This is a genomic window from Streptomyces sp. NPDC016851 (assembly GCF_055562795.1).
The window spans coordinates 332,112-353,295 of sequence record NZ_JBVHEP010000004.1; the positions used below are offsets into that span (position 1 = coordinate 332,112).

Genomic DNA, 21,184 nt, shown 5'->3' on the forward strand with positions numbered 1-21,184 from the left:
GGCACCTCGTCGCGCCGAGTTGCGCACCCACCCGGCCCCAGCACCGGCGCCGAGTACCGGACGACGCAGGGCTACTCCACGCGTTCCTCGTCCCCCGGCTCCACACCCGGCGGCGGAGGTGCCACCGGCCTCAGCTTCAGCCAGACCAGGAAGAACACCCCCAGCGCGAGCATCCCCAGCCCGGTCCACAGGTTGATGTTCACGCCCTCCGCCTTGTCGAGGTCGGCATCGGACGCCGTGATCCCCGCGATCGTGACGATCACCCCGTAGACCACGAACAGCCCGCCGATGATCCGCCGGATGTCGAACAGCCGCGCGGCCGTCGCCGACTTGCCCTGCAGCTCGGTGACTTCCCGCTGCACGTCCTTCTCGGAGTAGAACTCGGACATGTTCTGTCAGCCTCCCTGGGTCAGAACGAGAACGGGATGTAGCAGGCCGCGGCCAGGACGACCGCGCCCCAGCCCAGCAGCGCCGGCTTGCGGTACCAGGCCTCGTCCCCCGGCGCCGGCGGCTCCGCCATGCCGGGCGAGGTCGTGCCGTAGACCAGCCCCTGGAGTTCCTCGGCCGGCTTCGGCGCGGTGAAGAGCGACACCACCACCATGACGACCGCGCCCGCGACGAACCCCGCGATGGCCGACACGAAGTTGGCCCCCTGGTCGGAGGGGATGTCGACGATGCCCTGCTTGTAGAGGACGAAGTAGTTGACCATCGCGGCCGTGGTGCCGGCGAGCAGACCCCAGAAGCCCGACTTCATCGACGTCCGCCTCCAGAACATGCCGATGATGAAGACGACGAACATCGGCACGTTGAAGAAGGAGAACAGCGTCTGGAGGTAGCTCATGATGTTGGAGAAGGACGACGCCAGGAACGCCGTGCCGATGGAGGCCAGGACACCGATCGCGGTGATCAGGCGGCCGAAGCGGACGTAGTACTCGTCCTGGCGCCCCTTCACGACGTACTTCGCCCAGATGTCGGTCGTGAACACCGTGTTGAACGACGACACGTTCGCCGCCATGCCCGCCATGAACGCCGCGAGGAGACCGGTCACGGCGATGCCCAGCACCCCGTTGGGCAGCAGCTGCTCCATCAGGTAGGGGATCGCGTCGTTGTACTGCAGGTCGGAGCCGGACGTACCGATCTTCGGGACCAGCACCGCGGCGACCAGACCCGGGATCATCACGAGGAACACGATGAAGATCTTCGGGAACGCGGCGATCAGCGGTGTGCGCTGGGCCGCCGAGAGGTTCTTCGCGGACAGGGCGCGCTGCACCTCGGCGAAGTTCGTCGTCCAGTAGCCGAAGGAGAGGACGAAGCCGAGGCCCAGGACGATCGTCAGCCAGTTCGCGCCCAGCGGGTTGTCACTGCCGATGCCCGTGCCGCCCCAGGAGGTCATGAAGTCGGCGCCGCGGGACTCGGTGAGGGAGTCGGACAGGCCGTCCCAGCCGCCGACGCTCTTCAGGCCGAGCACCGTGATCGGGATGAGCGCGGCGAGGATCACGAAGAACTGGAGCACCTCGTTGTAGATCGCCGAGGACAGACCGCCGAGGGTGATGTACGCCAGGACGAAGAAGCCGGCGACCACGATCGCCACCCACTGCGGCCAGCCGAGCAGCGCCTCGACGACGATGGCCAGGGCGTAGAGGTTGACGCCGGCGATGAGGATGGCGGCGCAGGCGAAGAGGCCGGAGCTGAGCAGGTGCGCCGCCTTGTCGAAACGCAGCAGCAGGAACTCGGGGACCGAGCGGACCTTGGAGCCGTAGTAGAAGGGCATCATCACCAGGCCGAGGAAGACCATGGCCGGGATGGCGCCGATCCAGTACCAGTGCGTGGTGTAGACGCCGTACTGCGCGCTGTTGGCGGCCATGCCGAGGATCTCGGTGGCGCCCAGGTTGGCGGCGATGAACGCGAGGCCGGTGACCCAGGCGGGCAGGGAACGGCCGGAGAGGAAGAAGTCGAGGCTGGTCTTCACCGAGCGGCGGGCGGCGAAGCCGATGCCGAGGACGACGACGAAGTAGATGCCGAGGATCGTGTAGTCGAGCCAGTTCGTGGGGAGTCGCAGCTCGGCTGCCAGGTGGGTGGGGGGATGCATGAGCCCTCGCTTCGTTGCGCGAACCGATACCTCGCGGAATCTACGCCTCCGCCTTCAGATATTGAACACGTCGGCTGATGCTCTTTGTTTGATTGTGATGTTGACGATTGGGGGAGGTCGTGTTTTGATATGTTTGGTTATGTTTGAAGGATGAGGAGTCCGGCGTGAAGAAGACCTCGACCCGGCTGGCCGACGGTCGCGAGCTCATCTACTACGACCTGCGTGACGACAGCGTGCGGGACGCGGCCGACCGCCGCCCGCTGGACCGCACCGTCACCACGTCCGAGATCCGCCGCGACCCCCTGCTCGGCGACAGTGTCGCCGTCGCCTCGCACCGCCAGGGCCGCACCTACCATCCGCCGGCCGACGAGTGCCCCCTGTGCCCCTCCGAGGGCGACCGGCTGAGCGAGATCCCGGACTCCTCGTACGACGTCGTCGTGTTCGAGAACCGCTTCCCCTCGCTGGCCGGCGACTCCGGCCGCTGCGAGGTCGTCTGCTTCACGTCCGACCACAACGCGTCCTTCGCGAGCCTGAGCGAGGAGCAGGTCGGCCTGGTGCTGGAGGCGTGGACGGACCGTACGTCGGAGCTGTCCCATCTCCCCTCCGTCGAGCAGGTGTTCTGCTTCGAGAACCGGGGCGCCGAGATCGGCGTGACCCTCCAGCACCCGCACGGACAGATCTACGCCTACCCCTTCACCACCCCGCGTACCGCCCTGATGCTGCGTTCGGTCGCGGCCCACAAGGAGATGACGGGCGGGGAGAACCTCTTCGACGCCGTCCTGGAGCGTGAACTCGCCGAGGAGCGGGTCGTCCTGGAGGGCGACCACTGGGTGGCCTTCGTGCCGTACGCGGCGCACTGGCCGTACGAGGTCCACCTCTACCCCAAGCGCCGCGTGCCCGACCTGCTCGGGCTGGACGAGGCCGCGCGCACAGAGTTCCCCAAGATTTATCTGGAACTCTTGAGGCGCTTCGACCGGATCTTCGGTGAGGGTGAGCCCCCGACCCCGTACATCGCGGCCTGGCACCAGGCCCCGTTCGGCGCGCTGGAGGAGTTCGACGGGGTCGTGCGCGAGGACTTCGCGCTCCACCTCGAGCTTTTCACCATCCGCCGCACTTCCGGCAAGCTGAAGTTTCTCGCGGGTTCCGAGTCCGGCATGAACGTGTTCATCAACGACGTGCCGCCGGAGCGCGCGGCCGAGCGACTGCGAGAGGTAGCGAGTTCATGAGCGGGAAGTACCTGGTGACGGGCGGCGCGGGTTACGTCGGCGGCGTGGTCGCCCAGCACCTGCTGGAGGCGGGTCACGAGGTCACCGTCCTGGACAACCTCTCCACGGGTTTCCGCGAGGGCGTCCCGGCGGGTGCCGCCTTCATCGAGGGCGACATCCGCGACGCCGCCAAGTGGCTGGACCCCTCCTTCGACGGCGTGCTGCACTTCGCCGCGTTCTCGCAGGTCGGCGAGTCGGTCGTGAAGCCGGAGAAGTACTGGGACAACAACGTCGGCGGCACCATGGCCCTGCTCGCGGCGATGCGCGAGGCGGGCGTCCGCAAGCTCGTCTTCTCCTCCACGGCGGCGACGTACGGCGAGCCGGAGCAGGTCCCGATCACCGAGTCGGCCCCGACGTCCCCGACCAACCCCTACGGCGCCTCGAAGCTCGCCGTCGACCACATGATCACCGGCGAGGCGGCGGCCCACGGACTGGGCGCGGTCTCGCTGCGCTACTTCAACGTGGCCGGCGCCTACGGCGAGCACGGCGAGCGCCACGACCCCGAGTCCCACCTGATCCCGCTCGTCCTGCAGGTCGCGCAGGGCAGGCGCGACGCGATCTCCGTCTTCGGCGACGACTACCCGACGCCGGACGGCACCTGCGTGCGCGACTACATCCACGTCGCGGACCTCGCCGAGGCCCACCTGCTCGCCCTGACGGCCGCGGCCCCCGGCGAGCACCTCATCTGCAACCTCGGCAACGGCAACGGCTTCTCCGTCCGCGAGGTCATCGAGACGGTCCGCCGGGTGACCGGCCACCCGATCCCGGAAGTGGTCGCCCCCCGCCGGGGCGGCGACCCGGCGGTCCTGGTGGCGTCGGCCGCCACGGCCCGCGAGAAACTGGGCTGGAACCCGTCCCGCGCGGACCTCGACGCAATCGTCGCGGACGCCTGGGACTTCGCGCAGCGGCGCGGCAACTAGTACGGAACGAAGGGTCAGGGGTCAGGCATGAGCGAGGCTGTTGCCGACGAGGCCGCCGGAGCGGTCGCCGAGCGGTTCACGGAGCTGTACGGCGCCGAGCCGCACGGAGTCTGGGCGGCACCGGGCCGCGTCAACCTCATCGGCGAGCACACCGACTACAACGACGGCTTCGTCATGCCGTTCGCCCTGCCGCACCAGGCGGTGGCGGCGGTCGCGCGCCGCGAGGACGGTGTGCTCCGCCTCCACTCGGCGGACGTCGAGGGCGGGGTCACCGAACTCCGCCTGGACGACCTGTCCCCCGAGTCGGACAAGAACTGGACGGCGTACCCGGCGGGCGTGGTGTGGGCGCTGCGCGAGGCCGGCCACGCGGTGACGGGTGCGGACATCCACCTGTCCTCCACGGTCCCCTCGGGCGCGGGCCTGTCGTCCTCGGCGGCGCTGGAGGTGGTCGTGGCCCTGGCCCTGAACGACCTGTTCTCCCTCAACCTCCGGGGCTGGCAACTGGCCCGCCTGTGCCAGCGCGCGGAGAACGTCTACGTGGGCGCCCCGGTCGGCATCATGGACCAGACCGCGTCGGCGTGCTGCGAGGCGGGCCACGCCCTGTTCCTCGACACCCGCGACCTCTCCCAGCGCCAGATCCCCTTCGATCTGGCGGCCGAGGGCATGCGCCTCCTCGTGGTCGACACCCAGGTCAAGCACTCCCACAGCGAGGGCGAGTACGGCAAGCGCCGCGAGGGCTGCGAGAAGGGCGCGGCCCTGCTGGGCGTCGACGCCCTGCGCGACATCCCCTACGCCGACCTGGACGCGGCCCTGGCCCGCCTCGGCGACGAGGAGGAGGTGCGCCGCCTGGTCCGTCACATCGTCACGGAGAACGAGCGCGTCGAGCGGGTGGTGTCCCTGCTGGAGTCGGGCGAGACCCGCGCGATCGGCCCGATCCTGATCGCCGGCCACGCGTCCCTCCGCGACGACTTCCGCATCTCCTGTCCCGAACTGGACCTGGTCGTCGACACGGCCCTCACCTCCGGCGCCCTGGGCGCCCGCATGACCGGCGGCGGCTTCGGCGGCTCGGCGATCGTCCTCGCGGAGGAGCCGGACGTGGACCCGATCACCAAGACGATCCAGGAAGCCTTCGCCACAGCGGGCTTCAAGACACCCCGCGTCTTCGAGGCGGTACCGTCGGCGGGAGCACGCCGCCTGCGCTGAGACTCCGCAGCAGATGCCGGGCGCCCTTGTCCTGAGGACGAGGGCGCCCGGGCCGCGAACCGCGTCAGTTGCACGTCCCCGGGACGGTGGTCAGCGAGGTGGTCTTCCACACGCCCTGGGACGTCCGGCCCAGCCGGAGGCGGTACTGGACGTTCGATCGCAGCTCCTCACGGCCGTCGTCCACGATCGCCTGAAGCTTCGGGTCACTGTTCGACCAGTTCTCGAAGTCCGCTCGGAACTCCTGGGGCAGCGTGATCTTCGGACGCTTGACGCTGCCCGGCGAGGCTGAGGGGGAGGGGCTGGCCGATGTGCAACGTCAGGGCTGGCACTTCCGCGATCCCCGGTCCTCGGTCAGATCCCACGTCTGCCAGACACCGTCCTCGTTCTTCTTCAGGCCGAGGTTGTAGAAGACGTAGCTGTTGGGCGTGGTCTTGGTGCCCCGAAGCTTGTTCGTCTCGCGGTTCTTGAGGTCGGCCTTGCTCTCGTCGACGCAGTACGTAAGAGCCGCCGACTTCTTGTCGAACACCGTCAGTTGGCGGTCGAAGTAACGCAGGGTGCCGGCCCAGCTGGTCTTCTTGGCGATGGCGCCCTTCGCGTACTGGTAGATGCCGACCAGCGCACTGTCCGTGTAGTAGAAGCCCATCCCGGACTTCTTCATGTTCCCGTAGGCCATGGCCTGCCACACCGTGCTGACGGTTCTCTCGTTGTCCGCCAGGATCGCGTCCTTGACGGTGTCGCCCGTCTGCTGTCCCTCGAAGACCAGCTTCATATCCGAAGGCAGCTTGATCTCCGGCCGATCGATCCCGTCCGCCGTCGCGGACACCGACGGCGAGGCCGATGGCGAATCGGCCGAATCCACATTGGCGATCTTGTCGGACGACGCCCCGTCACCTCCCCCCGAGCCGCAGGCGGTCAGCAGCAGGGCCGCGGATGCGGTGAGCGCGGCTGTCACGAGCCGAGCAGGGCGGTTCACTGTGTGCTCCAGTTGAGGGGGGACAAGTCAAGCGAACCAAACGCTATCCGTGGGCCGGACCGCGCCAGCAACGAGGTCTTCAGCCCAGCCGCTTCGTCAGCATGTACTCCGTGATCCCCGGTGGATAGTCCGGCACCGTGCACGCCACCTCGTACCCCTGCTTCTGGTAGAAGCGCGGGGCCTGGAAGTCCCATGTCTCCAGGCGGGCCGCGCGGCAGCCGCGGTCGCGGGCGGCGATGCGTTCCGCCTCGGAAAGCAACCGCGCACCCATGCCCCGGCCCCGGAGGCGTTCGTCGACCCACAGGTAGGTGACGTGGAGCCAGGTCGCCCACGTGTAGCCGACGAGGCCGCCCGCCAGGCCGTCGTCGGTGTCGTTCACAGCCCACACGTGCAACGGGACGTCCCTTTCGTCCGGCGTCCCGCGCAGGGCGCGCAGCACCGGAGAGGCGGCCGTGTTCGTTTCCCGCAGGCGTGTACGGAGCAGATCACGTCGGGCCTTGTCGACTTCTGTCTCAAGACGGAACATGCGGCACACCATAAACGCGCAGGGCAGTCAGTTCTGCAAATAACCTTCCGCTCCGGGCCCCCGGCCGTACTCTGATGAACAGCACCGGTGGGGGCCGGTGCCGATCAGGGGGCGAGACAGCCGGGTACGACACCCGGGGTGGGGGTAGCGGTTTCTGCACGGCGGCGGCCGTGCGGCTGCGGCGACCCGGCCGGACTGCTGTGAGGACGGACGGACAGATGCAGCAGATCCGGGCACCCCGGTGTCGTACCCGCGCGGTGCCGTCTTCCGACGATGGGGTATCCCCTGCTCTTCAGGAGCCTGGGGAAGGGGGTTACGTGGTTCGCATCCGAGTCCTGGTCGTCGACGACCATCGCATCTTCGCCGAGTCACTCGCGGCGGCCCTTGCCGCCGAGCCCGATGTCGAGGTCTCCGCGGCCGGCAGCGGTCCCGCCGCGCTGCGCAGCCTGGAGCGGGCGGTCGCCGAGGGGCGGCGGTTCGACGTGCTGCTCGTCGACGCCGATCTGGGCGGCAAGGTGCCGGGCGCCCGCCCGGCCGTACCCGTGCAGGAGGGCAACGAGGACGGGCTCGTGGACGGGATCTCCCTCGTCACGGGCGTGCGGTCCGCGCAGCCGAACGTACGGATCGTCGTGCTCGCCGAGAAGGACGACCCGCGCCGGGCCGCGCTCGCCCTTCAGGCCGGGGCCTGCGGGTGGGTCGCCAAGGACTGCTCGCTGTCCCGGCTGCTCACGGTCATCCGGGGCGTGCTGCGGGACGAGACGCATCTGCCGCCGGCCCTGCTGACCGGTGTGCTGCGGGAACTGACCGCCGCCCGCAAGCACCGCACGGAGAGCGAGCGGCTGGTGGAGTCCCTCACTCCGCGTGAGCGGGAAGTGCTGCGGTGCATGGTGGCGGGGCTGGGGCGCAAGGCCGTCGCCGAGCGCCTGTATCTGTCGCCTCACACGGTGCGGACGCACATGCAGAACGTGCTGGGCAAGCTGGGTGTGCACTCCACGCTCGCCGCCGTCGCCCTGGCCCGGCGGGCCGGGGTCGGCCCCGCCGACCTAGCCGGGGATGTTGTCGAACGGGGCGGTCAGCTGGCGTAGCAGCCCCGCCAGTTCGCCGCGCTGGGCCCGGGTGAGCTCCGCGAGGATCGCGCGCTCCTGGTCCAGCAGACCCGCCAGGGCCTGGTCCGCGCGGTCCCTGCCCTCGGCGGTCAGCCGGACCAGGACGCCGCGGCGGTCGCTGGGGTCGGGGAGGCGTTCCACCAGGCCTTTCTTCGCCAGGCGGTCGATGCGGTTCGTCATCGTGCCCGATGTGACCAGGGTCTGGGTGAGGAGCTGTCCCGGCGAGAGCTGGTACGGGGTGCCCGCGCGGCGCAGCGCCGTCAGGACGTCGAACTCCCACGGCTCCAGGCCGTGCTCCGAGAAGGCCAGCCGGCGTGCCCGGTCCAGATGCCGGGCCAGTCTGCTCACGCGGCTGAGCACCTCGAGCGGTTCGACGTCGAGGTCCGGGCGCTCCCGGCGCCATGCTGCGACCAGCCGGTCGACCTCGTCCTCCATGACGATCAGTGTAGTGGTTGTGTCGACGTAGAGTCTCTTGATGCCAACATTCTTGACGCCGAGATAAATGCGGTGTCACGCTGTGTGTGCGTGCCTTACGGCCATCATGGACACCAGGAGGAGCCATGCACTCAGCCGCCGCCCCCACCTGGGACCCCGCCCAGTACCTCCGCCACGCCGGCCACCGCGCCCGCCCCTTCGCCGACCTCCTCGCCCGCGTCCCCGACCTCCCCGGCGAACCTCCCCGCATCGCCGACCTCGGCTGCGGCCCCGGCAATGTCACCGCGCTGCTCGCCACCCGCTGGCCCACCGCACGGATCACCGGCTACGACAACTCGCCCGAGATGCTCGACAAGGCCCATGTGGAGCACGAGGGGCCCACCCCGGGCGGCGGCCGACTCGACTTCGCCCCCGCCGACGCCCGCAGCTGGACGCCCGACGAGCCCTGCGACCTGATCCTCAGCAACGCCACCCTCCAGTGGGTGCCGGGGCACCTCGACCGGTTCGCCGACTGGGTGGCCGCGCTGAAACCCGCCGGGACCTTCGCCTTCCAGGTGCCCGGGAACTTCGACGCCCCCAGCCACCGGCTCATGCGCGACCTCGCGCACGCACCGCACTGGCGCGACCACCTCGCGGGCACCCTGCGCCACGGCGACGCCGTCCACACCCCCGAGGCCTACCTGGAGCGGCTCACCTCGCTCGGCTGCACCGCCGACGTGTGGGAGACGACGTACATCCATCTGCTCCAGGGGGAGGACCCCGTGCTCGACTGGGTGAAGGGGACCGGCCTGCGGCCCGTGCTGACCGCCCTCGCCGACGACCCCGAGGCGCGGGACGCCTTCGTCGCCGAGTACCGGGCCGCCCTGCGCGAGGTCTATCCGACGGGGCCGCACGGCACGCCGTTCCCGTTCCGCAGGGTGTTCGCCGTGGCCCGCAGGGAGCGCTGATGATCACCGCCCTCGACCACGTCCAGCTCGCCGCCCCGCCCGGCAGCGAGGAGCGGCTGCGTGCCTACTACGCCGATGTCCTCGGAATGAGCGAGATCCCGAAGCCGTCGCCGCTCGCCCGGCGCGGCGGATGCTGGTTCCAGGCCGGTGCCGTGCAGCTGCACATCGGGATCGAGGAGGACTTCCGGGCGGCGAAGAAGGCCCATCCCGGGCTGCGGGTGACCGGCATCGACGCGTACGCCGCCCGGCTGGAGACCCACGGGGCGCCCGTCACCTGGGACTCCGCCCTGCCGGGACACAAGCGCTTCTACTCCTACGACCCCGTCGGCAACCGCCTGGAGTTCCTCGAACCCCTCCAGGCGGACACCCCCTAGGCCTTGCGGCGGCCTATCAGGTGCGGCTTGGCCTCCAGGCCGTCCAGCCCGTGCCACGCCAGGTTCACCAGGTGCGCGGCCACCTCGGCCTTCTTCGGCTTGCGTACGTCCAGCCACCACTGGCCGGTCAGCGCGACCATCCCGACCAGGGCCTGGGCGTACAGCGGAGCCAGCTTGGGGTCGAACCCGCGGCTCTTGAACTCGCGGCCCAGGATGTCCTCCACCTGGGTGGCGATGTCCGAGATGAGCGAGGCGAAGGACCCCGTCGACTGGGGGATGGGGGAGTCACGGACCAGGATGCGGAAACCGTCCGTGTACTCCTCGATGTAGTCCAGCAGGGCGAAGGCCGCCTGTTCGCACAGTTCGCGGGGGTGACCGGCCGTGAGGGAGCTGGTCACCATGTCCAGCAGGCGGCGCATCTCGCGGTCCACGACCACCGCGTACAGCCCCTCCTTGCCGCCGAAGTGCTCGTAGACCACCGGCTTGGAGACCCCGGCCTTCGCCGCGATCTCCTCCACCGACGTGCCCTCGAAACCCTTCGTGGCGAAGAGCGTGCGACCGATCTCCAGCAGCTGCTGGCGGCGCTCGGCACCGGTCATCCGGGTGCGACGCACTCGCCGCGGCTTGTCATTGCTGGGGGTGCTGCTCGAGTCGGTCGCCACAGCGACCATCATGCCGCCTTGACGGGCTCCTTCCCGCGCGGGGAGCCGCCTTCCCCGGTGTTACGGCGCGAATCGATACGCGAGCGTGACGGCCAGCGCACGTCGTACGCCCAGCCGCACATCTCGAACCAGCGGATCAGCCGGGCGGAGGAGTCCAGCTGGCCGCGCATCACCCCGTGCCGCGCGGAGGTGGGGTCGGCGTGGTGCAGGTTGTGCCAGGACTCGCCGCAGGACAGGACCGCCAGCCACCACACGTTGCCCGAGCGGTCGCGCGACTTGAAGGGACGCTTGCCCACCGCGTGGCAGATCGAGTTGATCGACCAGGTCACGTGGTGCAGCAGGGCCACCCGGACGAGCGAACCCCAGAAGAACGCCGTGAACGCGCCCCACCAGGACATTGTGACCAGCCCGCCGATCAGCGCCGGAAGGGCCAGGGACACGACCGTCCACAGGACGAACTGGCGGGAGATCGCACGCAGCGTCTTGTCCTTGATCAGGTCCGGGGCGTACTTCTCCTGCGATGTCTGCTCCTCGTCGAACATCCATCCGATGTGCGCCCACCACAGGCCCTTCATCAGGGCCGGGAGCGTCTCTCCGAACCGCCACGGCGAGTGCGGGTCACCCTCCGCGTCGGAGAACTTGTGGTGCTTGCGGTGATCGGCCACCCAGCGGACCAGCGGACCCTCGACCGCCATGGACCCGGCGATCGCCAGCGCGATCTTCAGGGGCCGCTTGGCCTTGAAGGAACCGTGGGTGAAGTGACGGTGGAAACCGATCGTGATGCCGTGGCACCCCAGGTAGTAGAAGAACACCAGCAGACCGAGGTCCAGCCAGCTCACTCCCCAGCCCCAGGCCAGCGGCACGGCCGCCAGCAGCGCGAGGAACGGGACGGTGATGAAGAGGAGGAGGGCGATCTGCTCGATGGACCGCTTCTGCTCGCCGCCCAGCGTGGCGGGGGGAGCCTGGTCGGTTTCCTGACCGGATGCCTTCGGGGCGTTTTCGATCACGTCGGAACTACTGGTCATACGCGTCCCCTGGGGGGTATGTGGATGGAGAGGAGGGTGCCGGAGCACGGGAACTCCGCAGTGCTTCCTACGGTTCCGTAACCTACGGCTTCGTAAGTATGGCAGCGCGTCGCCCGGCGGCAAGAGCCCGAGAGCCTGCGCGTCCCGGCCGACACCTATCCTGGAGTCGGTCGGACAGCGCGGTCCGCTCTGATTTCTTCCCGGATGTCCGGCCCGTATGCGGCGCCCGCCGCGCGAGACGCCGTCCGGGTACCCCCTCCCAGACGAGCTTCAACACTGCAAGGAGCCGCACCTGTGAGCAGTGCCGACGACCAGACCACGACGACGAGCAGTGAGCTGCGTGCCGACATCCGCCGACTGGGTGACCTCCTCGGAGAGACCCTCGTCCGGCAGGAGGGCCCGGAGCTCCTGGAGCTCGTCGAGAAGGTCCGCCGCCTCACCCGTGAGGACGGCGAGGCCGCCGCCGAGCTGCTGCGCGGCACCGAACTCGACACCGCGGCCAAGCTGGTCCGGGCGTTCTCCACCTACTTCCACCTGGCCAACGTCACCGAGCAGGTCCACCGCGGCCGCGAGCTGCGCGCCCGCCGCGCCGCCGAGGGCGGACTGCTCGCCCGCACGGCCGACCGGCTCAAGGACGCCGACCCCGAGCACCTGCGCGAGACGGTCCGCAACCTCAACGTCCGCCCCGTGTTCACGGCCCACCCGACCGAGGCCGCCCGCCGGTCCGTCCTGAACAAGCTCCGGCGCGTCGCCGCACTCCTGGAGACCCCGGTCATCGAGTCGGACCGCCGCCGCCTCGACACCCGCCTGGCCGAGAACATCGACCTCGTCTGGCAGACCGACGAACTGCGCGTCGTCCGCCCCGAGCCCGCCGACGAGGCCCGCAACGCCATCTACTACCTGGACGAACTGCACGCCGGCGCCGTCGGCGACGTCCTGGAGGACCTCACCGCCGAGCTGGAGCGCGCCGGGGTCAAGCTCCCCGACGACACCCGCCCCCTCACCTTCGGCACCTGGATCGGCGGCGACCGCGACGGCAACCCCAACGTCACCCCCCAGGTCACCTGGGACGTCCTCATCCTCCAGCACGAGCACGGCATCAACGACGCCCTGGACACGATCGACGAGCTGCGCGGCTTCCTGTCCAACTCCATCCGCTACGCCGGCGCCACCGAGGAACTGCTGAGCTCCCTCCAGGCCGACCTGGAGAACCTCCCCGAGATCAGCCCCCGCTACAAGCGCCTCAACGCCGAGGAGCCCTACCGGCTCAAGGCCACCTGCATCCGGCAGAAGCTGGAGAACACCAAGCAGCGCCTCGCCAAGGGCACCGCCCACGTGCCGGGCCGCGACTACCTCGGCACCAGCGAGCTGATCAGCGACCTGCGGATCATCCAGGCCTCCCTGCGCGAGCACCGCGGCGGCCTCTTCGCCGACGGCCGCCTCGCCCGCACCATCCGCACCCTGGCCGCCTTCGGCCTCCAGCTCGCCACCATGGACGTACGCGAACACGCCGACGCCCACCACCACGCCCTCGGCCAGCTCTTCGACCGCCTCGGCGAGGAGTCCTGGCGGTACGCGGACATGCCCCGCGACTACCGCACCAAGCTGCTCGCCAAGGAACTGCGCTCCCGCCGCCCCCTCGCACCCACCCCGGCACCCGTGGACGCCCCCGGCGAGAAGACCCTCGGCGTCTTCCAGACCGTGAAGAAGGCCCTGGAGGTCTTCGGACCCGAGGTCATCGAGTCGTACATCATCTCCATGTGCCAGGGCGCCGACGACGTCTTCGCCGCCGCCGTCCTCGCCCGCGAAGCCGGCCTGATCGACCTGCACGCCGGCTGGGCCAAGATCGGCATCGTCCCCCTGCTGGAGACCACCGACGAGCTCAAGGCCGCCGACACCATCCTCGAGGACATGCTCTCCGACCCGTCCTACCGGCGCCTCGTCGCGCTCCGGGGCGACGTCCAGGAGGTCATGCTCGGCTACTCCGACTCCTCCAAGTTCGGCGGCATCACCACCAGCCAGTGGGAGATCCACCGCGCCCAGCGCCGCCTGCGCGACGTCGCCCACCGCTACGGGGTGCGCCTGCGTCTCTTCCACGGCCGCGGCGGCACCGTCGGCCGCGGTGGCGGCCCCACCCACGACGCCATCCTCGCCCAGCCCTGGGGCACCCTGGAGGGCGAGATCAAGGTCACCGAACAGGGCGAGGTCATCTCCGACAAGTACCTCATCCCGTCCCTGGCCCGGGAGAACCTCGAACTCACCGTCGCCGCCACCCTCCAGGCCTCCGCCCTGCACACCGCACCCCGCCAGTCCACCGAGGCCCTCGCCCGCTGGGACGCCGCCATGGACGTCGTCTCCGACGCCGCCCACGCCGCCTACCGCCGCCTCGTCGAGGACCCCGACCTGCCGACGTACTTCCTCGCGTCGACGCCGGTGGACCAGCTCGCCGACCTGCACCTGGGCTCCCGGCCCTCCCGCCGCCCCGGCTCCGGCGTCTCGCTCGACGGCCTGCGCGCCATCCCGTGGGTGTTCGGCTGGACCCAGTCCCGGCAGATCGTCCCCGGCTGGTTCGGCGTCGGCTCCGGCCTCAAGGCCCTGCGCGAGGCCGGCCTGGACACCGTGCTCGACGAGATGTACGGCCAGTGGCACTTCTTCCGCAACTTCATCTCCAACGTCGAGATGACCCTCGCCAAGACCGACCTGCGCATCGCCCAGCACTACGTCGACACCCTCGTCCCCGACGAGCTCAAGCACGTCTTCGACACCATCAAGGCCGAACACGAACTGACCGTCGCCGAGGTCCTCCGCGTCACCGACGAGAACGAACTGCTGGACGCCGAGCCCGTCCTCAAGCAGACCTTCGCCATCCGCGACGCCTACCTCGACCCCATCTCCTACCTCCAGGTCGCCCTGCTCAAGCGGCAGCGCGACGCGGCCGCCGCCGGCGAACAGCCCGACCCGCTGCTCGCCCGCGCCCTGCTCCTCACCGTCAACGGCGTGGCAGCGGGCCTGCGCAACACCGGCTGACCCGCTCCCCGGACACGACCGTGCCCCCGAGCCCGTACAGGCTCGGGGGCACGGTGCGTTCGCGGAGGCTCAGCCGCGACCGAGCTTCCTGCGACGGAGCACCAGGAACCCACCGCCCGCGACCAGCACCGCCGCCACACCGGACAGCAGACCCACCGGGGCCCCGCTGCCCGTCTCGGCGAGGTCACCTCCGGCACCGCCCTGCGGCGACGGCGACGAGGACGCCGGCGCACCCCCGCCGGCCGGCGAACCCGGCGACAACGACGATCCCGGCTCCGCCGACGGCGACTCGGACGCCCCGGACGACGGCGACGGCGAAGCCGACCCGGACGGCGTCGAACCACCGGGCTCCTCCTCGTCCTCGCAGTCCGTCCAGAACACCTTGTGCTTGGCGGCACCCTTCTCGCCGTCGAAATTCCAGAACAGCTTGTAGTGCCCGTCCGGCAGCGACAGCTCCTCCGTGCGGCCGTGGCCCTCCGCGTCCAGCGTCAGCGCGCCGGACTTCACCGTTTCGCCCTTGTTCTCGCTCGGCGGGATCGCGTCGATGTGCCAGTCGACCTCCTGACCGCCGTCGAAACCGAAAGCGTCCAGGTAGAACGTGCATACGTGCGGCTCGTTGCGGCGCAGTTCCTCACCCGTCGAAGCATCGTGGATCTTGACCGTGCCGTTGTCACCGGGAGGGCTGGCCTGGGCGGCCGGAGCGAGCAGGAGAACCGCACAAGCGGCGGCGGCGACAGAGCCGGCGCGCGAAAGAGTTCGCATCGAGGAGTCATCCATCTTCGAGAAGTGACCGGGAAGATGTGGAGGGGGCGGCTCAGCATCCAGCCGCGCCCGACCGCCCGTCAATCACGAAGCGACAACGCTCGGCCCTCCACAGAACTGGAGAACGCCGGAACCCCTCATACAGTCACTCAGACGGCCACTCAGACGGTCACGAAAGCGGCCGTCAATAACGCCACCCCCGACAACGCCATCACCCACGCCGCCCGCGTCCGCAGCAGACCACCCGCCACCACCACCGACGCCAGCAACAGCGCACCGCCCAGCGGAATCCACGCGTACAGCACCCCGGCCGGACCCGAACGCACCGCGTCATCACTGCCCGGCTTCACGACCACCGTGTAGGTCCGGCCCTTCTGCACCGCGACCGACCTCTCCAGAACCACCTTCGACCGGGGCTGCCAGCCCTCGGACAACGGCGAGTACCGGCCCGTGCACGTGTCCTGCCCGCACCGCGTCACCTCGACCGTGCCGCGCTCCCGGCCCTTCGTCAGCATCACGTGCTGCGCCGTACCCCACGACGCCCACACGCCCGCGATCAGGATCAGCACCGCGACCGTGCCCATCGCCGCGAACCGCCCGAACCGCAACACGGCATGAGCGCTCTGGTGAGGGGTGGTGGCGGCGACAGAGGCAGGCATGGCCGGGATCATTGGCCATACCCGCACGGCCGGTCAACTCCCCCGGGCGACAAGTCAGGAGTTGTACGTACTCTGCGCCCGCTCCAGCCCCTCGATCACCAGACACTCCACCGCGTCCGCCGCACGGTCCACGAAGTAGTCCAGCTCCTTGCGCTCCGCCGACGAGAAATCCCGCAGCACGAAATCCGCCACCGGCATCCGCCCCGGCGGCCGGCCGATCCCGAACCGCACCCGGTGATAATCCGCCCCGAACGCCTTCGTCATCGACTTCAGCCCGTTGTGCCCGTTGTCCCCGCCACCCAGCTTCAGCCGCAACACCCCGTAATCGATGTCCAACTCATCATGAATCGCCACCACATGGGCGACCGGCACCTTGTAGAAATCCCGCAGCGCGTTCACCGGCCCACCCGACAGATTCATGTACGACATCGGCTTCGCCAAGATCACCCGCCGGCTGGCCGGTCCCGGCGGCCCGATCCGGCCCTCGACGACCTGCGCCTGCGCCTTCCCGGCCCGCTTGAACTTTCCCCCGACCCGGCCCGCCAGCAGATCGGCCACCATGAAACCCACGTTGTGCCGGTTCCCCGCGTACTCCGGCCCCGGATTGCCCAGCCCCACGATCAGCCACGGAGCGGCCGCATCGGTCGTCACGTCCATGTCTCCTTCATACGCGTCGGCCGCTGCTCCGCACCGAAGCAGCGGCCGACGAAACGACGACGAAGAGGATCAGGCCTCGGCGGCCTCGCCGCCCTCGGACTCCTCGCCCTCGGTCTCCTCCGCCTGCGCGGCCAGGACCTGCAGAACGACCGTGTCACCCTCGACGTCCAGCGTCGTGCCCTTCGGCAGCGGGATGTCCTTCGCGAGGACCGAGTCACCCGCCGTCAGACCCTCGACGGAGACCGTCACCGACTCCGGGATGTGCGTCGCCTCGGCCACCACCGGCAGCGCGTTCAGCACGTGCTCCAGCAGGTTGCCGCCCGGGGCCAGCTCACCCTCGGTGTGCACGTAGATCTCGACGTTGACCTGCTCGCCGCGCTTCACCAGCTGCAGGTCCACGTGCTCCAGGAAACCCTTCAGCGGGTCACGCTGCACGGCCTTCGGAATCGCCAGCTCGTTCTGCTTGCCGTCGATGTCCAGCGCGATCAGCACGTTCGGCGTACGCAGCGCCATCAGCAGCTCGTGACCCGGCAGGGTCAGGTGCAGCGGGTCCGAACCGTGCCCGTACAGGACACCCGGAACCTTGGACTCACGACGGATACGGCGCGCGGCACCCTTGCCGAACTCGGTGCGCGACGCGGCGGAGATCTTCACCTCGGACATACTCACTCCTCGAAGTAGGAACGGACGTGGTCACCCGGCCACGAACGGCCTGCTACGAAGAGCGCGTCGATAACGGACAGCCGCACAAACTTCCAGAAGAAGCGGTACGGCCTCCCTCGCCGAGCAACTTCAGCAGTCTACTCGGCGAGGGAGGCCGCACCCAAAACGATCTACAGAAGCCCGACCAGGGATTCCTACTGGTCGTCGAACAGGCTCGTCACCGAACCGTCCTCGAACACCTCACGCACCGCGTTCGCGATCGTCGGAGCGATCGACAGCACCGAGATCTTGTCCAGGCCCCCGCTCAGCTCACCCGGAGTCGGCAGCGTGTTCGTGAACACGAACTCACTCACCCGCGAGTTCTTCAGCCGGTCCGCCGCCGGACCCGACAGCACACCGTGCGTCGCCGTCACGATGACGTCCTCCGCACCGTGCGCGAACAGCGCGTCCGCCGCGGCACAGATCGTCCCACCCGTGTCGATCATGTCGTCCACCAGAACACACACGCGCCCCTTCACCTCACCCACGACCTCGTGGACGGTGACCTGGTTCGCGACGTCCTTGTCCCGGCGCTTGTGCACGATCGCCAGCGGCGCGCCCAGCCGGTCGCACCAGCGGTCGGCGACCCGCACCCGGCCCGCGTCCGGAGACACGACCGTCAGCTTCTGCCGGTCCACCTTCCGGCCCACGTAGTCAGCCAGCAGCGGCAACGCGAACAGATGATCCACCGGACCGTCGAAGAAGCCCTGGATCTGGTCCGTGTGCAGATCCACCGTCAGCAACCGGTCCGCACCCGCGGTCTTCATCATGTCCGCGATCAGACGCGCCGAAATCGGTTCACGTCCCCGGTGCTTCTTGTCCTGCCGCGCGTAACCGTAGAACGGCACGATGACGGTGATGGAGCGGGCCGACGCGCGCTTCAGCGCATCGATCATGATCAACTGCTCCATGATCCACTTGTTGATCGGAGCCGTGTGGCTCTGGATCAGGAAGCAATCGGCACCACGTGCCGACTCCTGATAACGCACATAGATCTCACCGTTCGCGAAGTCGAAGGCCTTCGTCGGGACAACCCCGACACCCAACTGCTGGGCGACCTCCTCGGCAAGCTCGGGGTGGGCGCGGCCGGAGAAGAACATCAACTTCTTCTCGCCGGTCGTCTTGATCCCGGTCACAGCACTGTCTCCTCAGAGGTGTCGCAGCTGGGGTGTTCGAGAGACCCTCTCAGCCGACTTGCGAGAGGCCGTCTCAGCTGGTGGGGGTGCGGGTGTGCACTTATCACCGTACGCCGTGTTTCAGGCACCGGTTTCCGGTCAGCCCTCCTCGGCCGACCCCCGGGAAGCCGCCTCCGCCGCCTTCGCGGCCGCGCTCCCCGGACGCTTTCGAGCCACCCAACCCTCGATATTCCGCTGCTGACCACGGGCCACGGCCAGCGAACCGGGCGGCACATCCTTGGTGATCACGGACCCGGCCGCGGTGTACGCCCCGTCCCCGACCGTGACAGGCGCCACAAACATGTTGTCCGAGCCCGTACGGCAATGCGAACCGATGGTCGTGTGGTGCTTCTCCTGACCGTCGTAGTTCACGAACACGCTCGCCGCACCGATGTTGGAGAACTCACCGATCGTCGCGTCACCGACATAGGAGAGATGAGGCACCTTCGTCCCCTCCCCGATCGACGCGTTCTTCGTCTCGACGTACGTCCCGATCTTGCCCTTCGCCCCGAGCCGCGTCCCCGGACGCAGATACGCGTACGGCCCGACGGACGCCCCGGGCCCCACCTCCGCACCCACCGCCACGGTGTTGTCGACACGCGCACCGGCATCCACCCGGGTGTCGGTCAGCCGGCAGTTGGGCCCGACCTCCGCGCCCTCCCCGAGATGGGTCGACCCGTGCAGCTGCGTACCCGGATGCACGACGGCGTCCTGCTCGAACGTCACCGTGACGTCGATCCACGTGGTCGCCGGGTCGATCACCGTCACACCGGACAGCATCGCCTCCGTGAGCAGCCGGTCGTTGAGGATCCGACGGGCCTCGGAGAGCTGCACACGGTTGTTGATGCCGGCGATCTCACGGTGGTCACCCGCCACGGAGGCCCCCACCCGGTGCCCCGCCTCACGCAGAATGCCGAGGACATCGGTCAGGTACTCCTCACCCTGACTGTTGTCCGTCCGCACCTTCTTCAACGCGTCGGCGAGCAACTGCCCGTCGAACGCGAACACCCCCGAGTTGATCTCCCGGATCGACCGCTGGGCCTCGGTGGCGTCCTTGTGCTCCACGATCGCCGTCACGGCACCCGAGTCGTCCCGCACGATCCGGCCGTAGCCGGTCGCGTCCGGCACCTCGGCGGACAGCACGGTGACCGCGTTGCCGTCCTGCGTGTGGGTGGCGGCGAGGACCCGCAGCGTCTCGCCGGTCAGCAGGGGAGTGTCCCCGCACACGACGATCACCGTCCCGTCGACGGACCCGCCGAGCGGCTCCAGGCCCATCCGTACGGCGTGCCCGGTGCCGTTCTGCTCCGCCTGTACCGCCGTGCGGACATCCGGGGCGATCTCGCCGAGGTGGGCGGTGACCTGCTCACGGGCGTGGCCGACCACGACGACCAGGTTCTCGGGGTCCAGCTCGCCCGAGGCGGCGAGCACGTGTCCCACGAGACTGCGGCCGCAGAGCTCGTGCAGGACCTTGGGTGTGGCCGACTTCATACGGGTGCCCTCACCCGCTGCGAGAACGACGACGGCTGCCGGGCGGTTGGCGCTCACGGGATGCCCTTCGGCTGTGGATGGGGTGGGGTGACATCCGCAGGATACCGGGGGGTTTTGTGGGGGGTGGGGGTGTGGGGCCTGACCCGGGGGTTTCACGGGGTCGGAACCCGAACTGAGGCTCTGGGGCCGCTGGCTCCCCCGCAAGGATTCGAACCTTGTCCTGCTGGTACCAAAAACCAGTGTGCTGCCAGTTACACCACGGGGGACAGCGCCTCAGACCTTACCGGAGACGTGCCTGAGCGTGGGCAACGATGCCGCTCCACCAGCCCTCGATGCGGTTGTACAGCTCGGCACTTCGGGCAACCGTCACGACGAGGCACCCGTGGTAGTCGTCGCCGGTGTTTTTGCGGACCGTTTTGGGGTTGTGCTTCTTCAGCGTCGGCTTGGCGAAGACCGACGCGTCGACGTCAGCCAGGTCTGCCCAATAGCGTTGTGCCGCGTCCACGTCGGCTGACTCGTGGATGAGTACGCGGAAGCGCAGGCGTTCCCGGCTCACCCCGAGCAGGTCGAGCCAGGCGAGGTAGACCTTGATCACCCCAGCGTCACTGTTGACGAAGATGGCCCTCTCCCGCCGGTCGTACGGCTTGCTCTTGGCGCCCTCGGCCCAGTAGAGCGCGACGCCCGTCAGAAACAGCTCCCTGTCCGTGAGGTCGCCCACCTCCCGTGTCGCGCTTTCCTTGGTGCGCTTGCGCTCTTCGTCCTGCGTGGCGCGGAGCCGGACGAGACCGGCTTGCATGAGTTCTCGCTGTTCCTCCGGCGTGTACCGGGGCTTCGGCTTCGGCAGGTCCCTCACCCACAGCGACACCGAGCTCCTCGAGCACCCCAGCTCCGCCTCGATCTGGTCGTACGTCCAGCCCTGGAGTCGGAGCTCCCGCGCCTTCTGTCGTAGGTCGTCCTTCGCGTTCGGGCGCTTGGTCCAAGCCGGCGGGGGCTCGCCCTTCACCAGTTGGTTGAGAATGTCGTTGTTGAAGATCTTCAGCTCGTCGCGGATCTGCCGAAGGCTGCAGCCCGACCGCCGCAGCGCCACCGCCCTCTCCCGTAGTCCCTCGAAGTCGGCGTATTTGCCGGTGGCATGTGTCATACGCATACCGTCCGGGCGGAATGGAGGGCTCCGGGGTCGAACGGTGAG

General features: G+C 69.2%; 21 protein-coding genes and 1 tRNA gene. 7 read left to right on the forward strand and 15 right to left on the reverse strand.

All coding sequences use genetic code 11. The features are described 5' to 3' along the window. Positions 1 to 71 precede the first annotated feature (71 nt). Together ACZ3I3_RS09285 and ACZ3I3_RS09290 are read right to left on the reverse strand one after the other, a co-directional pair. Complete coding sequence (locus ACZ3I3_RS09285; protein WP_467363784.1) at positions 72 to 389, reverse strand: hypothetical protein; 318 nt, start codon at positions 387 to 389, stop codon at positions 72 to 74. A 20-nt stretch (positions 390 to 409) separates the two neighbouring features. Next, a complete protein-coding gene (locus ACZ3I3_RS09290) occupies positions 410 to 2,089 on the reverse strand; it encodes a sodium:solute symporter family protein (protein ID WP_467363786.1) in 1,680 nt (559 codons plus the stop codon). 164 nt (positions 2,090 to 2,253) lie between these two features. On the opposite strand from ACZ3I3_RS09290, the gene galT reads away from it, so the two are divergent. Genes galT through galK form a run of 3 tightly spaced genes read left to right on the forward strand, consistent with a single transcriptional unit; the run spans position 2,254 to position 5,477 of the window. Beyond that, positions 2,254 to 3,315, forward strand: coding sequence for a galactose-1-phosphate uridylyltransferase (galT, locus tag ACZ3I3_RS09295; RefSeq protein ID WP_467363788.1), 1,062 nt, complete (start codon positions 2,254 to 2,256; stop codon positions 3,313 to 3,315). Continuing rightward, on the forward strand, positions 3,312 to 4,274 hold the full coding sequence (gene galE / locus ACZ3I3_RS09300; RefSeq protein WP_467363790.1) for a UDP-glucose 4-epimerase GalE: 963 nt from the start codon (positions 3,312 to 3,314) through the stop codon (positions 4,272 to 4,274). Before galT ends, galE begins: the two co-directional genes overlap by 4 nt. A 27-nt stretch (positions 4,275 to 4,301) precedes the next feature. After that, on the forward strand, positions 4,302 to 5,477 hold the full coding sequence (gene galK, locus ACZ3I3_RS09305) for a galactokinase (RefSeq protein WP_467363791.1): 1,176 nt from the start codon (positions 4,302 to 4,304) through the stop codon (positions 5,475 to 5,477). A 316-nt stretch (positions 5,478 to 5,793) separates the two neighbouring features. Here galK and ACZ3I3_RS09310 read toward each other — a convergent pair whose 3' ends face one another. Together ACZ3I3_RS09310 and ACZ3I3_RS09315 are read right to left on the reverse strand one after the other, a co-directional pair. Then, positions 5,794 to 6,450: a hypothetical protein gene (locus ACZ3I3_RS09310; protein WP_467363793.1), complete on the reverse strand. Its 657-nt coding sequence runs from the start codon at positions 6,448 to 6,450 to the stop codon at positions 5,794 to 5,796. Positions 6,451 to 6,529: 79 nt separating this feature from the next. Next, complete coding sequence (locus ACZ3I3_RS09315) at positions 6,530 to 6,988, reverse strand: GNAT family N-acetyltransferase (RefSeq protein WP_467363794.1); 459 nt, start codon at positions 6,986 to 6,988, stop codon at positions 6,530 to 6,532. A gap of 305 nt (positions 6,989 to 7,293) precedes the next feature. Here ACZ3I3_RS09315 and ACZ3I3_RS09320 point away from each other — a divergent pair, with 305 nt between their 5' ends. Then, positions 7,294 to 8,061 (forward strand): LuxR C-terminal-related transcriptional regulator, encoded by a 768-nt coding sequence (locus ACZ3I3_RS09320; protein ID WP_467363795.1) that lies wholly within the window; start codon positions 7,294 to 7,296, stop codon positions 8,059 to 8,061. On the opposite strand, the gene tamR is transcribed toward ACZ3I3_RS09320, so the two are convergent. Continuing rightward, on the reverse strand, positions 8,020 to 8,517 hold the full coding sequence (gene tamR, locus ACZ3I3_RS09325) for a MarR family transcriptional regulator TamR (protein WP_010035221.1): 498 nt from the start codon (positions 8,515 to 8,517) through the stop codon (positions 8,020 to 8,022). The two genes, ACZ3I3_RS09320 and tamR, sit on opposite strands and share 42 nt — an antisense overlap. Positions 8,518 to 8,642: 125 nt before the next feature. On the opposite strand from tamR, the gene ACZ3I3_RS09330 reads away from it, so the two are divergent. Then, on the forward strand, positions 8,643 to 9,464 hold the full coding sequence (locus ACZ3I3_RS09330) for a trans-aconitate 2-methyltransferase (RefSeq protein WP_467363797.1): 822 nt from the start codon (positions 8,643 to 8,645) through the stop codon (positions 9,462 to 9,464). Then, entirely contained in the window at positions 9,464 to 9,838 is a 375-nt protein-coding gene (locus ACZ3I3_RS09335; protein ID WP_467363799.1) for a VOC family protein, read from the forward strand. Before ACZ3I3_RS09330 ends, ACZ3I3_RS09335 begins: the two co-directional genes overlap by 1 nt. Here ACZ3I3_RS09335 and ACZ3I3_RS09340 read toward each other — a convergent pair. Both ACZ3I3_RS09340 and ACZ3I3_RS09345 read right to left on the reverse strand, forming a co-directional pair. Continuing rightward, positions 9,835 to 10,512, reverse strand: a complete 678-nt coding sequence (locus tag ACZ3I3_RS09340; protein ID WP_184984587.1) for a TetR/AcrR family transcriptional regulator — start codon at positions 10,510 to 10,512, stop codon at positions 9,835 to 9,837. The two genes, ACZ3I3_RS09335 and ACZ3I3_RS09340, sit on opposite strands and share 4 nt — an antisense overlap. Further along, positions 10,509 to 11,525: an acyl-CoA desaturase gene (locus ACZ3I3_RS09345; RefSeq protein WP_467363801.1), complete on the reverse strand. Its 1,017-nt coding sequence runs from the start codon at positions 11,523 to 11,525 to the stop codon at positions 10,509 to 10,511. Before ACZ3I3_RS09345 ends, ACZ3I3_RS09340 begins: the two co-directional genes overlap by 4 nt. Before the next feature lie 294 nt (positions 11,526 to 11,819). Between ACZ3I3_RS09345 and ppc the strand changes: the two genes are divergently transcribed. After that, a complete protein-coding gene (gene ppc, locus ACZ3I3_RS09350; protein WP_467363802.1) occupies positions 11,820 to 14,552 on the forward strand; it encodes a phosphoenolpyruvate carboxylase in 2,733 nt (910 codons plus the stop codon). 69 nt (positions 14,553 to 14,621) lie between these two features. On the opposite strand, the gene ACZ3I3_RS09355 is transcribed toward ppc, so the two are convergent. The 8 genes from ACZ3I3_RS09355 to ACZ3I3_RS09390 form a co-directional block, all read right to left on the reverse strand. After that, positions 14,622 to 15,314, reverse strand: coding sequence for an LPXTG cell wall anchor domain-containing protein (locus tag ACZ3I3_RS09355; RefSeq protein WP_467363804.1), 693 nt, complete (start codon positions 15,312 to 15,314; stop codon positions 14,622 to 14,624). 161 nt (positions 15,315 to 15,475) lie between these two features. Next, the gene (locus ACZ3I3_RS09360) at positions 15,476 to 15,985 is read right to left on the reverse strand and encodes a hypothetical protein (protein WP_467364008.1); all 510 of its coding nucleotides are present in this window, start codon (positions 15,983 to 15,985) and stop codon (positions 15,476 to 15,478) included. A 42-nt stretch (positions 15,986 to 16,027) separates the two neighbouring features. After that, positions 16,028 to 16,630 (reverse strand): aminoacyl-tRNA hydrolase, encoded by a 603-nt coding sequence (pth, locus tag ACZ3I3_RS09365; protein WP_467363806.1) that lies wholly within the window; start codon positions 16,628 to 16,630, stop codon positions 16,028 to 16,030. Between the two features lie 69 nt (positions 16,631 to 16,699). Next, the gene (locus tag ACZ3I3_RS09370; RefSeq protein WP_467363807.1) at positions 16,700 to 17,293 is read right to left on the reverse strand and encodes a 50S ribosomal protein L25/general stress protein Ctc; all 594 of its coding nucleotides are present in this window, start codon (positions 17,291 to 17,293) and stop codon (positions 16,700 to 16,702) included. 194 nt (positions 17,294 to 17,487) lie between these two features. After that, positions 17,488 to 18,468 (reverse strand): ribose-phosphate diphosphokinase, encoded by a 981-nt coding sequence (locus ACZ3I3_RS09375; protein WP_467363809.1) that lies wholly within the window; start codon positions 18,466 to 18,468, stop codon positions 17,488 to 17,490. Positions 18,469 to 18,606: 138 nt separating this feature from the next. Further along, positions 18,607 to 20,052, reverse strand: coding sequence for a bifunctional UDP-N-acetylglucosamine diphosphorylase/glucosamine-1-phosphate N-acetyltransferase GlmU (glmU, locus tag ACZ3I3_RS09380; protein ID WP_467363810.1), 1,446 nt, complete (start codon positions 20,050 to 20,052; stop codon positions 18,607 to 18,609). Between the two features lie 133 nt (positions 20,053 to 20,185). Beyond that, a tRNA-Gln gene (locus ACZ3I3_RS09385) sits at positions 20,186 to 20,261 on the reverse strand. Positions 20,262 to 20,275: 14 nt separating this feature from the next. Beyond that, a complete protein-coding gene (locus tag ACZ3I3_RS09390) occupies positions 20,276 to 21,136 on the reverse strand; it encodes a terminase gpP N-terminus-related DNA-binding protein (protein ID WP_467363812.1) in 861 nt (286 codons plus the stop codon). Positions 21,137 to 21,184: the final 48 nt, after the last annotated feature.